The sequence below is a fragment of the Stenotrophomonas sp. GW821-FHT09E08 genome, assembly GCF_059416125.1.
Genome location: NZ_JBWKOO010000017.1, coordinates 23,689 through 35,649, shown reverse-complemented (window position 1 = coordinate 35,649; position 11,961 = coordinate 23,689). Strand labels below are relative to the sequence as shown.

The following is an 11,961-nucleotide window of genomic DNA, read 5'->3' as shown; positions in this document are numbered from 1 at the left end:
CATAGGCACCGCCTACAAGAGCATGACCGTGGCTCAGGTGCGCGTCTGGAAGGAATGCGCCACCAACATGCCCTGGCTTAACGCGGCACACCGCCGCCAGGTGTACATCCTGGCCGCTCGCATGGAGACAGGCCAGGATCTCAGCGTGTCACCCACTCACGCGCTCAGCGCGATGCTCTCCAAGCTCGGGGCCACGCCGACGGATGAGTCAAAGGTCAGCCACCCGCAAGATGAACATGACCACGATGAGCGCTTCTTTCACTGAACCAACAATGGCAGCTCAGAAAGGAGGAGCCCTGTGCTTGATGTCCCCCACACCTTGGAACTTGATGTCCCCCACACCTTGGAACAAGTTGAGAATATTTACTCGTTGAGGAGCGACCGACAATAATGGAAAAATCTCAAGGCCTTCCAAGACAACACTTCTTGTACTTATCTCCGCTACCGCATGGGCAAAGGTCATTGCGTCCAATTTTGCCTGATCCTCTCGCTTGGCCAACTCTTCGAGCTACGAAGTGCGCAGCCAATTCCGCCGTATCTTGATCGCTTTCCAGTTCTTCAGGCAATTCATCAACAAAGCTCCACCGAGCTTCGAGAAGGGCAGACTCTGCCGAGTACCGCAAGCACAAGCACAATCTGCCACGGCTTCTCCCAATTAGGGAATTGGCACGTGCAACCAAAAGAGCCTGGTGTAGATCCGCTTCGGTCCAGTCGTGCTTCCACACGCTGAGGGTAATGCACCCATCGCCGCCTATCGAGAACGGTCGGGCTCGCGACCAATCCTCTAGCGCCATATCAACGTATTCGAGCAGTTGCTGCCTAGCCTCTCCGGATAGGTCTAGCAATGCCGCCACCATGCGAGCCACACCTGGCAATTCATTCGGCGAAACATGATCTATCAGCTCACGCAGTCGATCCGGCATCTTCTGGCGAAGCGGATTCGGGGCGTCAGGGTCCCAAAGCAGCGCATTGAAGTACTTATCGACGTTGTGCCTGTAACCGCTGAACATGAGGCTAGCCCCGCCCGCTGCCATTCGGCTGAGGGCGCGCAGGAGAACCAAGACCGGATTCGCCAAATACTGATCCTTCAGGCGATTAGATTCGAGGTATTTCCATACGGCATCGTGTGTATCGATGATTGCTTGACGAGCTGTATACCTCACCACCTCCTGAGCGCGCTCGGGTAGCCGCTCGGGGTGCACAGTGTATCGCCAGTCAATTGCTAGACCTGGAAACGGCTTGGACACAATCATGTCCCCGAAGATCGTCAGCTCGAAATGCTCGCCCTTGTCATGAACATCGGTCATGTAGCGGTAGCCGGCGATGGCCTGCCAAACGGCTGCGTGAGCAGCGGTCACCGCGTGCAGCGCCTCTTCCAGAGAAACTCTTGCTTTGCCCATGCGAGTCTCTCCCAAGAGAGTTAGACATCCGGTCCAATGCACTTATCACGCACTTACGAAAAAGCCGGCTCAAGGCCGGCTTCTTCATAACACCTGATAAATCAGGGTCTTAATTGGTGGGCGGTACAGGGATCGAACCTGTGACCCTTGCCGTGTGAAGGCAATGCTCTACCGCTGAGCTAACCGCCCGGTGTTGCTGAGCCGCTCATTATAGGGGCTTTTCAGAGGCCGTCAACACATTTTCACATGGATGTTCACAGGCGTTTTCGGTGTGCGCAGCCGGGCGTGGCCCAGCGCCACCTCACATCGTATGCGTCGGCTTGTCCGAGCCGGTCAGGCCGGCCAGCAGGGTCTCGATCTTGTGGCGCACGCCCTCGCCTTCGGCACCCTCGGCCAGCTGCACGCCGATACCGGCGGTGCGGTTGCCCTGGGCGCCGGCCGGGGTCACCCAGATCACCTTGCCGGCCACCGGCAGGCGTTCGCTGGAATCGGGCAGGGTCAGCAGCAGGAACACCTCGTCGCCCAGGAAGTAACGCTTGGGCGTGGGCACGAAGATGCCGCCGTTCTTCACGAACGGCATGTACGCGCTGTACAGCGCGGCTTTGTCCTTCACGGCCAGGGACAGGATGCCCTGGCGGGCGTTGCTGGCACTCATCGATTTCCCCTTGCGGCAGGCCGCTCGTTCACCTTGTTCCAGGCCAGCAGCAACTCGACCACCGCAAGGTCTGCACGCACCGTGGTGCGCAGCAGGTCGCGGGTGCGGTTGGCCGCATCGAACCAGGCTGCAAGCTTGTGCAATCGCTCCGGCGTGGTCAAGGCATCGGTGCTGGCCTGGGCCAGCGCCAGGTCGGCAGCGAAGCGCAGGCGCAGCGCCGCGTTGTCATCGGCGCACCACTTCTGCGCTAGCTCTACCGCGCCGGTCTTGCCGGCGGCCAGCTGTTCCAGCTCGCGGCCCACTTCGCGGCGCAGGCTCAGGCCATCTTCGCGCAGCCAGTTGTCGGCCTGGCCGGGATGGCCGCGCGCGGCGTCCAGCGCTTCTCGCGCCGACGCTTCGCTGTGGCCCTGCTGCTGCAGCCACGCCAGCGCTTCATCGCGCGGCGGCAGCTTGAATTCCAGGCGTTGGCAGCGGCTGCGCACGGTCTGCGGCAGGCGCGCCGGGTCACTGCTGATCAGCCATAGATAGCGGCCGGACTGTGGCTCTTCCAGCGTCTTCAGCAGTGCGTTGGCGGCGGAACGATTGATGGCATCGGCCGGGTCGACGATCACCACCTGCGCCACCCCGTACTGCGGGGTCAACGCCAGTTTGTTGGTGATCTCGCGCACCTGCTCGATGACGATCTCGGTGCGCAGCTTGTCGCCACTCTTGTTCGGGATGAAGCTGACCAGCTGCAGGTCAGGGTGCGTGCCTGCGGCGATCAGCTGGCGGGTGCGGGTGGCGTGCGCGGCATCGCCGCGCGCCAGCACGTGGTCGGCCAGGGCCAACGCCACCTCGCGCTTGCCCAGCCCGGCCGGGCCACAGATCAGCAGGCCATGGCCGAGCCGATCAGCATCGAGCGCGGCAACCGTCTGTTCGAACGCGCGTTGCTGCCAGGGCGAGAACGTGCTCATGCGCCCTCCCCGTCCTGCAGCCAACGCTCGACACGCGCCACCACATCCGCGGCCACGCGCGCCTGCACCTGGCCAGCGTCGATCAGCGCGAAGCGCTGCGGGTCCTGCTGCGCACGGCTGCGGAACACTTCGCGCACGCGCTGGAAGAAGTCGTCCTGTTCGCTTTCGATGCGGTCCGGCCACAGGTCGCGGCCGTTGGCACGCGCGCGGCCTACCGCCACGTCCACATCCAGCAGCAGGGTCAGTCCCGGCAGCAGGCCCACCGCGCGGCGTTCCAGGTCGGCAATCCACTGCGGGTCGAGGCCACGGCCACCGCCCTGGTAGGCATAGCTGGAATCGGTGAAGCGATCACTCAGCACATAGGCGCCGCGCTGCAGTGCAGGCTGGATCACCTGGCGCACATGCTGCGCGCGTGCAGCGAACACCAGCAGCAGCTCGGCTTCGGCGCTGAGCGGCTCGGCAGCGATTTCGGCATCGGGCTTCAGCACCAGGCCACGGATGCGCTCGGCCAACGGCGTACCGCCCGGTTCGCGGGTCAGTACCACTTCGTGGCCGTGGCTGCGCAGGCAGTCACGGATGGCGTTGATGGCGGTTGTCTTGCCCGCGCCCTCGCCACCTTCCAGGCTGACGAAACGGGGATGGCGAAGCAGCGCGGGACTCATTGCGCCGGGGTCTCCTTGGTGCGTTGCTGGCGCAGCTGCTGCAGGTAGCGGGCTACGGCGGCGTTGTGCTGGTCCAGGCTGGGCGAGAACACGTGCGCGCCACTGCCATCGCCTACGGCGACGAAGTACAGCGCGTCACCTGCGGCCGGCTGTGCAGCCGCCATCAGCGCATCGCGGCTGGGCATGGCGATCGGGGTCGGGGTCAGGCCCGCACGGGTATAGGTGTTGTAAGGCGTATCGGTAGTCAGGTCGCGGCGGCGGATGTTGCCGTCGTACGCAGCACCGATGCCGTAGATCACGGTCGGGTCGGTCTGCAGGCGCATGCCGATCTTCAGGCGACGCATGAACACCCCGGCAATCTGCGGGCGCTCGCTGGCCAGCGCGGTTTCCTTCTCGATGATCGACGCCATGATCAGAAGTTCATACGGCGTGTTGATCGACAGGTCCGGCGCACGGCTTTCCCAGGCTTCGTCCAGCGCCTTCTCCATCGCACCGTGGGCGCGCTTGAGCACGTCCAGGTCACTGTCGCCGCGCTGATAGACATAGGTCTCCGGCAGGAAGCGGCCTTCCGGATGCTGGCCGGCGAAACCGAGGCGGTCCATCAGCGCTGCGTCATCAAGGGTGTCGGTGGTGTGCAGCAGCGGTTCGGCACGCTTCAGTGCCGCACGCAGCTGGCGGATATTCCAGCCTTCAATGATCGTGACGCGATGCTGCAGCACCTTGCCGGCGCGCATGCGCAGCAGCAGCTCACGCGGGGTCAGGTCGCCGCTGAGCGCGTACTCACCCACCTTCAGTTTGCCGGCAGCATCGAGCTGGCGCGCCAGCAGCTGCCACTGCGCGTCCTGGCCCTCGTCCACGCCGGCGTCGCGCAGCTTGCGCAGCACCGTGTTCATGCCGTCGCCACTGGCGATGACCACGCTCTCGGCGGAGGGGGTGATCCGGGTGTCGGCGAACCGGGTCTGCTGGTAGAAGAACCACGCGCCCGCGCCGGCCACGACGGCGGCCAGCACCACCACCAGCGTTACCACGAACAGACACCCGCGCTTGGCTCCCGCCATGGACTACCTCTGAACTCGATTCCGTCGTGCAGGATACCGTGCCGGTGGTGTGGGGTCATGACCGGGGTGGCAGACACCCGCATCCGTGCCGACCAAGGTCGGCACCCATCAAAACCGGAATCGGTAGCGCCGGGCCATGCCCGGCGGGAGGCCCTGCCCTCAGCCCTGCTGGCCCAGCGCGCGCAGCAGGCCACGGGCCTTGGCGCGGGTCTCGTCCAGTTCCTTGTCCGGATCCGAATCGACCACGATGCCGGCGCCGGTACGGAAGCTGACCTCGTGGCCGTCCACTTCGGCGGTGCGGATCAGGATGTTCAGGTCCAGGTCGCCATCGCGGTTCAGCCAGCCGAACGCCCCGGTGTAGGCGCCGCGCGGCACCTGCTCCAGCTCGCCGATGATCTGCATGCAACGCACCTTCGGGCAGCCGGTGATGGTACCGCCAGGGAAGGTGGCGGCGATCACTTCACCCGGGGTCACGTCCGGACGCAGATGGCCGCTGACGTTGCTGACGATGTGGTGCACGTGCGCGTAACTCTCCACGGTCATCAGTTCATCGACCACCACGGTACCAGGCAGGCAGATGCGCCCAAGGTCGTTGCGCTCGAGGTCGATCAGCATCACGTGCTCGGCACGCTCCTTCGGGTGGCCGACCAGCTCCTGGATGCGCGCGGCATCGTCGTCGCCCTCGAAACGTGGACGCGTCCCGGCAATCGGCCGGGTCTGCGCATGGCCGGCGTGCACCGACACCAGCCGTTCCGGCGAGGAACTGACCACGTGCCGGCCGTGCGCACTGAACAGGCCGGCGAACGGTGCGGGGTTGGCACGGCGCAGCTGCGCGTACAACGCCTGCGGGCTGACCGGTGCGGCGAACTGCGCGCTCCAGCGTCGCGACAGGTTCACCTGGAACACGTCGCCGGCACGCAGGTATTCGATCACCCGGCGCACGCCGTCGGTGAAGCGCTGCGGCGCGTCCTCGCCGACCGACTGCGGCGGCAGCCAGCCCTGCCCTGCATCGGGCAGTGCGGCCGAGGCCAGTTCCACCAGCGCATCCAGCAGCGCGTGCTCACCGGCTTCGGCGATGACGAAGCTGGCGTCGTTGTGGTGATCGTGCAGCACCGCCGCCGGGCAACGCAGCGCCAACGCGGTCGGGCGGCCGTCATCGCGTGCACGCGCCGGCAGCACGGTTTCGATCTGGCTGGCCACTTCGTAGTCCAGCATCAACGCCCAGCCGCCGCGGAACGGCAGGCTGTGGCTGCCATCATGCGGCAGGCGTTCGTGCTGCCAGGCACGGTCCAGTGCCTGCAGGAAGCTGCCGGCCTGCACCACGTCGCGCTGATCACGCACCCGGCCATCGGCATCCAGCCGCAGGCAATCGCCCTGCGCGGCCAGCAGAAGGCTCCAGCGGCCCTGGGCGGTGCCCGAGGCAGTGGATTCCATCAGCAGCGGGAAGCGCACCGGGTCGTGCTGCTGCAGGGCCAGCAGGTCGATCGGATGCGGCAGCGGGTGGATCATTGGTGCGTGGGTCATGGCAGCCAGTTCGGGGGTTCAGATGCACGGAAGCCGCCTTGCGGCGGCTCCGTAGAACGTGGAGTCGAGCATGGCTCGACTCTACAACTCGGTCAGACGCGCTTGAAGATCAGCGTGCCGTTGGTGCCGCCGAAGCCGAAGCCATTGGACATCGCCACATCGACCTTGGCCTGGCGCGCTTCGTTGGGCACGTAGTCCAGGTCGCAGCCTTCGCCCGGCTGCTGCAGGTTGATGGTCGGCGGAATGACGTTGTCCTGCAGCGCCATCACCGAGAAGATCGCTTCCACGCCGCCGGCAGCGCCCAGCAGGTGGCCGGTCATCGATTTGGTGGAGCTGACCATCATCTTGTAGGCGTGGTCGCCGAAGGCGGTCTTCATCGCCATGGTCTCGCCCAGGTCGCCCAGCGGCGTGGAGGTGCCGTGCGCATTGAGGTAGCCCACCTGCTCCGGGGTCACGCCCGCGTCCTTCATGGCCATGACCATGCAGCGCGCGGCACCTTCGCCGTTCTCGCTTGGCGCGGTCATGTGGTACGCATCGGAGCTGGCGCCGAAGCCGGCCAGTTCGCAATAGATCTTCGCGCCACGCGCCTTGGCGTGCTCATACTCTTCCAGGATCAGGATGCCGGCGCCGTCGCCCAGCACGAAGCCGTCGCGGTCCTTGTCCCACGGGCGCGAGGCCTGTTCCGGGGCGTCATTGCGGGTGCTCATGGCCTTCATCGCGCAGAAGCCGCCCACCGCGGTCGGCGAGGAGCCGCGCTCGGCACCACCGACCACCATCACGTCGGCATCGCCGTACTGGATCATGCGCATCGCGGTACCAATCGAATGGTTCGAGGTCGCGCACGCCGACACCGCCGAGAACGACGGGCCCTTCAGGCCGGTGATGATGCTCAGCTGGCCCGGCAGCATGTTGATGATGGTCTTGGGCACGTAGAAGGGCGAGATCTTCTTGCCCTCGTGGAACTCGATGGTCTGCTCTTCAATGCCGAGCAGGCCGCCGATGCCGGCGCCAACGATGGCACCCATGCGATCGGCATTGGCTTCGGTGATCTCCAGGCCCGAATCATGCAGGGCCATGAACGAGGCACCGAGGCCGTAATGGATGAACGGGTCCATCTTCTTGGCATCCTTGCCGCTGACCCGGAATTTGCCGAACAGTTCGTTGTCGGCGGTGATGTCGAATCCTTTGACCTCACCTGCAATCTTGGTGGTGAACCGATCCAGATAGGCATCAGAAACGTTGGTCAGCGGACCGATGCCCGAACGACCATGGGTGATGCCTTCCCAGCTGCTGGCCAGATCATTGCCCAACGGCGAGACGATACCCAGGCCGGTTACGACGACGCGACGCTTCATTGCTGTTTCTCCTGACCCGGATGGTTTCTACGGGTAACTCGGTTTGCTTCGATGTAATGCCCAAACACACGGGGCCGCAACAGCGGCCCCATGGGGTGCGGTGCGCGGCGAGCCTGAGCCCGCGCGCGCACTGCCGTCTGACATCAGGCCTTGACGTGGGCCTTGACGTAGTCGATGGCGGCCTGGACGGTGCTGATCTTCTCGGCTTCTTCGTCCGGGATCTCGCACTCGAATTCTTCTTCCAGCGCCATCACCAGCTCGACGGTGTCCAGCGAGTCAGCGCCCAGGTCATCGACGAACGATGCGCTGGTGGTGACTTCTTCTTCCTTGACGCCAAGCTGTTCGACGACGATTTTCTTGACGCGTTCTTCGATGGTGCTCATGGGATCTCGCTCCAGATGGAGTTGTGGTTCAAAAGTGGTCGCCATCAAAGGCGATGGCCGTGGGATAGTGTAGTGGAAACCAGCGCGGCCTTGCATCGCAGCAAAAACCTCAGCAGATCAACCACTTGCGGCGCAATCCCTGCGCCCCTTGCTTACGGCATGTACATGCCACCGTTCACATGGAGGGTTTCGCCGGTGATGTAACCGGCAGCCGGGCCGGCCAGGAAGGCCACCGCATGGGCGATGTCCTCCGGCGAACCCAGGCGTTCGAGGGCGATGTCGTTGATCAGCGCGGTACGCGCTTCCTCCGGCAACGCCTTGGTCATGTCGGTGTCGATGAAGCCGGGAGCGACCACATTGACGGTGACACCGCGTGAACCGATTTCCTTGGCCAGCGACTTGCTGAAGCCGATGATGCCGGCCTTGGCAGCCGCGTAGTTGGCCTGGCCGGCATTGCCGGTCACACCCACCACCGATGCGATGTTGATGATGCGGCCCTTGCGTGCCTTCATCATGCCGCGCATGACCGCCTTGCTGGTGCGGAACACGCTGGTCAGGTTGGTGTCGATGATCGACGCCCAGTCCTCGTCCTTCATGCGCATCAGCAGGTTGTCGCGGGTGATGCCGGCATTGTTGACCAGGATCGAGATCGGGCCGAATTCCTTGGCGATGCCGTCCAGCACGCTGTCCAGTGCGGCAGCGTCGGTCACGTTCAGGGCACGGCCGTGACCACCGTGGGCAGCCAGGCGCTCACCGATCGCGGCAGCGCCGGACTCGGTGGTGGCGGTACCGATGACGGTGGCGCCCTGGGCGGCCAGCAGATCGGCGATGGCGGCACCAATGCCGCGGCTGGCACCGGTGACCAGTGCGATTTCACCCTGCAGGGGCTTGCTCATGATGTTTTCCTCAGGCTGGGACGGCCGCCGCGCCAATGCCGCTTGCAGCGGCGACCGGCACGGTCGGCAGGAACAGGGGCAATCAGGCCGACCACGCCTCGCGGGCGCCTTCGAAGTCGCCCGGAGTGGCCAGCGAGCGGCCGTCAATGGCCTTGTCGATGCGCTTGACCAGGCCGGTCAGCACTTTGCCCGGACCGCACTCGGCAATCTGGGTGATACCGCGGGCGGCAAGCGCCTGCACGCAACCGGTCCACTGCACCGGCTGGTACAGCTGCTGCACCAGCGCGGTACGGACCGCGTCCACGCCGTCGTGCACCTTGGCATCGACGTTCTGCACCACTGGCAGCTGCGGCGCCTGCCAGGACAGGCCGGCCATCACTTCGGCCAGGCGGTTGGCAGCTTCACGCATCAACGGGGTATGCGACGGCACGCTGACCGCCAGCTTGACCGCCTTGCGCACGCCCTTCTCGGCCAGCAGCGCCAGCGCACGATCGACCGCATCGGCGTCGCCGCCGATCACGATCTGGCCCGGCGAATTGAAATTGGCCGGCACCACCACCTGGCTGCCCGCGGCTTCGGCACAGACGTCCAGTACCAGCTGGTCCTCGGCGCCGAGCACCGCGGCCATGGCACCGACGCCGGCCGGCGCGGCTTCCTGCATCAGCTGGCCGCGCAGGCGCACCAGGTGCGCACCGTCGTGCAGGCTCAGCGCGCCAGCGGCGACAAGCGCGCTGTACTCACCCAGGCTGTGACCGGCCAGCACCGACGGGCGCGGACCGCCCACGGCATTCCAGACGCGCCACACGCCGATGCTTGCGGCCAGCAGGGCCGGCTGGGTGTATTCGGTACGGTTGAGCATTTCCTCCGGGCCGCCCTGGGACAGTGCCCACAGGTCGACGCCGGCACCATCGGATGCCTCGGTGAAGGCTTCACGCACCTGCGGGTGCAGTTCAGCCAGCTCGGCCAGCATGCCCACAGACTGCGAGCCCTGGCCGGGGAAGACAAAAGCGAGGGTGGATACGGTCACGCGGTCATCCGCTTGTTGCAATCGAAGCGGGCCATGATAAGGGGGAACATGCCGTGTCGTCTGTACGTGCGCGTATGCACGCGTATGGTCCATGGTGGTCGCAGGGCGCTGGAGATCCGGGGTCAGATCCCTTTCCCCATGGAAAAGGGATCTGACCCCAGCCGACGATCAGCAGAACAGCTGCAGGACGTCCAGATCGCCGTCGGCGAGGAAATCCACGCACAGGCCCACCAGCATCAGCACGCCAGCGGTACTGGCGCCATGGGCGATGAAGATCGAATGCGCCAGCGCGCGCGCTGAACGACCCAGCTTCATGCAGACCCTGGCCAGATTGCGAAGGCGGCCACTGACCGCATGCACATGTTCGCGCACCGGTGCCTGAACGTCGCCCATCGCCTCGGCCATCATCGCCTGCAGGCGCTCGGGGCGGTCAGCGTAATACTTGGCGACGCCATAGCCGAACATCAGCCAGTCACGGGCCTGCGCTTCGGACAGATCCATCACTTCCAGCGGATCTTCCTCGAAGTCGATGAAGCCCACGTTCTGGCCGTCCCAGGTGAGATTGCGCGGCAGCGGCTGGCCGAAATAGGCCCCGCGCGCATGCGCCTCGGCAATGGCCAGCATCGCCGCCATCACCAACCGGTCGCGACCAGCCTCGTCGGCTTCGCGCAGGCAGGTATTGAACGAACTGCCGTTGTCGCCGATCACCAGCGCGGCATGACCGGCACCCAGCACATCCGGCACGTTTACTCCCTGCGCCTGCAGTTCAGCCAAGCGACGGGCTTCGGTTTCGCGTGCAGCATCACCGCCGCGATGCGGTGGCGGGCGCAGGGCATCGAGATGGAAACGGCGGGCAACAAAATTGAGCAGGCCCAGAGCCAGCGCCCGGCTTCCCTTGCCGTACTGCTTCAGCCAGGCACGCTGCCCTTCGATGACGATGGGCTCAACCATGACAGGTCCTCCTTAAACGCGTTACGGCCCCAGAGGGGCCGTAACGACAGACTTCACGTTGTCGTAACTTGCACTATCAATAGCGCAGCAGGGCCGAACCCCAGGTGAAGCCGCCACCGAAGGCTTCCAGCAGCAGCAGCTGGCCGCGCTCGACCTTGCCCGAACGCACTGCAGCGTCCAGCGCCAGCGGCACTGAGCCGGACGAGGTATTTCCGTGCTGGTCAACCGTGACCACGACCTGCTCCATCGACATGTCCAGGCGCTTGGCCGTGGCTTCGATGATGCGCAGGTTGGCCTGGTGCGGAATCAGCCAATCCAGGTCGGACTTGTCCAGGCCGTTGGCAGCCAGGGTCTCGTCCACGACCGAGTCCAGCGCCTTGACGGCGTACTTGAACACGTCGTTGCCCTTCATGTTGATGGTGCCACCACCGTTGGTGCCGTCCTTGAACCCGGTCGAGACACCCACCGGGTTCCACAACAGCTCCTTCTTGCTGCCATCGGAATGCAGGTGGGTGCTGAGGATGCCGGTCTCTTCGTCGGCCTTGAGCACGACGGCGCCGGCACCATCACCGAACAGCACGCAGGTGGTGCGATCGTTCCAGTCGACCATGCGGGTCAGTGTTTCGGCGCCGATCACCAGCACGTACCGGCAGTCGCCGGAACGGATGAATTTGTCGGCCACGCCCAGCGCGAACACGAAACCCGAACAGGCCGCGTTGACGTCGAAGGCGGGGCATCCGGCCACACCGAGCTTTGCCTGGATCAGGCACGCGGTGGACGGGAAAATAAGGTCAGGGGTGGTCGTACCGACCACGATCATGTCGAGCTGCGAAGCGTCGATGCCGGCCGCTTCAAGCGCGCGCAGCGCGGCGTTGTAGCCGAGATCGCTGGTGGTTTCGCCTTCGGCCGCGATGTGCCGTTCACGAATGCCGGTGCGCGACTGGATCCACTCATCCGAGGTTTCGACCATTTTTTCCAGGTCGGCGTTGGTCAGGACTTTTTCCGGCAAATAGCTGCCGGTGCCCGCGATCCTCGAATAGATCCGCTTGCTCATCATGTTTCCTGTTGCGCAGGCCGCCGATCACCGGCAAGCCCGG

At 64.9% G+C, this 11,961-nt stretch carries 13 protein-coding genes and 1 tRNA gene; 1 reads left to right on the top strand and 13 read right to left on the bottom strand.

All coding sequences use genetic code 11. From position 1 onward, the window contains the following. Positions 1–22: 22 nt before the first annotated feature. Positions 23–265, top strand: a complete 243-nt coding sequence (locus AC07M7_RS18035; protein WP_495207977.1) for a hypothetical protein — start codon at positions 23–25, stop codon at positions 263–265. A gap of 136 nt (positions 266–401) precedes the next feature. Here AC07M7_RS18035 and AC07M7_RS18030 read toward each other — a convergent pair whose 3' ends face one another. The 13 genes from AC07M7_RS18030 to AC07M7_RS17970 form a co-directional block, all read right to left on the bottom strand. Beyond that, positions 402–1,400 carry a YecA family protein gene (locus AC07M7_RS18030; protein ID WP_495207976.1) on the bottom strand — a complete coding sequence of 333 codons (999 nt, stop codon included), beginning with the start codon at positions 1,398–1,400 and terminating at the stop codon, positions 402–404. A 114-nt stretch (positions 1,401–1,514) separates the two neighbouring features. Next, a tRNA-Val gene (locus tag AC07M7_RS18025) sits at positions 1,515–1,589 on the bottom strand. 112 nt (positions 1,590–1,701) lie between these two features. Beyond that, the gene (locus tag AC07M7_RS18020; protein WP_046982794.1) at positions 1,702–2,055 is read right to left on the bottom strand and encodes a PilZ domain-containing protein; all 354 of its coding nucleotides are present in this window, start codon (positions 2,053–2,055) and stop codon (positions 1,702–1,704) included. Beyond that, positions 2,052–3,008 carry a DNA polymerase III subunit delta' gene (locus AC07M7_RS18015; RefSeq protein WP_136638931.1) on the bottom strand — a complete coding sequence of 319 codons (957 nt, stop codon included), beginning with the start codon at positions 3,006–3,008 and terminating at the stop codon, positions 2,052–2,054. The genes AC07M7_RS18020 and AC07M7_RS18015 overlap by 4 nt, the downstream gene beginning before the upstream one ends. Further along, complete coding sequence (gene tmk, locus AC07M7_RS18010; protein ID WP_005408317.1) at positions 3,005–3,670, bottom strand: dTMP kinase; 666 nt, start codon at positions 3,668–3,670, stop codon at positions 3,005–3,007. The genes AC07M7_RS18015 and tmk overlap by 4 nt, the downstream gene beginning before the upstream one ends. Further along, entirely contained in the window at positions 3,667–4,728 is a 1,062-nt protein-coding gene (gene mltG, locus AC07M7_RS18005) for an endolytic transglycosylase MltG (protein WP_495207975.1), read from the bottom strand. The genes tmk and mltG overlap by 4 nt, the downstream gene beginning before the upstream one ends. A gap of 159 nt (positions 4,729–4,887) precedes the next feature. Next, a complete protein-coding gene (locus AC07M7_RS18000; RefSeq protein ID WP_337302122.1) occupies positions 4,888–6,252 on the bottom strand; it encodes an aminodeoxychorismate synthase component I in 1,365 nt (454 codons plus the stop codon). A gap of 92 nt (positions 6,253–6,344) precedes the next feature. After that, positions 6,345–7,607: a beta-ketoacyl-ACP synthase II gene (fabF, locus tag AC07M7_RS17995; RefSeq protein WP_495207974.1), complete on the bottom strand. Its 1,263-nt coding sequence runs from the start codon at positions 7,605–7,607 to the stop codon at positions 6,345–6,347. A gap of 143 nt (positions 7,608–7,750) precedes the next feature. Further along, positions 7,751–7,990, bottom strand: coding sequence for an acyl carrier protein (acpP, locus tag AC07M7_RS17990; RefSeq protein ID WP_012510218.1), 240 nt, complete (start codon positions 7,988–7,990; stop codon positions 7,751–7,753). Between the two features lie 152 nt (positions 7,991–8,142). Then, on the bottom strand, positions 8,143–8,886 hold the full coding sequence (gene fabG / locus AC07M7_RS17985; protein ID WP_004146899.1) for a 3-oxoacyl-ACP reductase FabG: 744 nt from the start codon (positions 8,884–8,886) through the stop codon (positions 8,143–8,145). Between the two features lie 82 nt (positions 8,887–8,968). After that, the gene (fabD, locus tag AC07M7_RS17980) at positions 8,969–9,913 is read right to left on the bottom strand and encodes an ACP S-malonyltransferase (protein WP_136638933.1); all 945 of its coding nucleotides are present in this window, start codon (positions 9,911–9,913) and stop codon (positions 8,969–8,971) included. 168 nt (positions 9,914–10,081) lie between these two features. Then, the gene (locus AC07M7_RS17975; protein ID WP_495207973.1) at positions 10,082–10,864 is read right to left on the bottom strand and encodes a BUD32 family EKC/KEOPS complex subunit; all 783 of its coding nucleotides are present in this window, start codon (positions 10,862–10,864) and stop codon (positions 10,082–10,084) included. A 76-nt stretch (positions 10,865–10,940) separates the two neighbouring features. Further along, positions 10,941–11,918: a beta-ketoacyl-ACP synthase III gene (locus AC07M7_RS17970; protein WP_046982800.1), complete on the bottom strand. Its 978-nt coding sequence runs from the start codon at positions 11,916–11,918 to the stop codon at positions 10,941–10,943. Positions 11,919–11,961 lie beyond the last annotated feature (43 nt).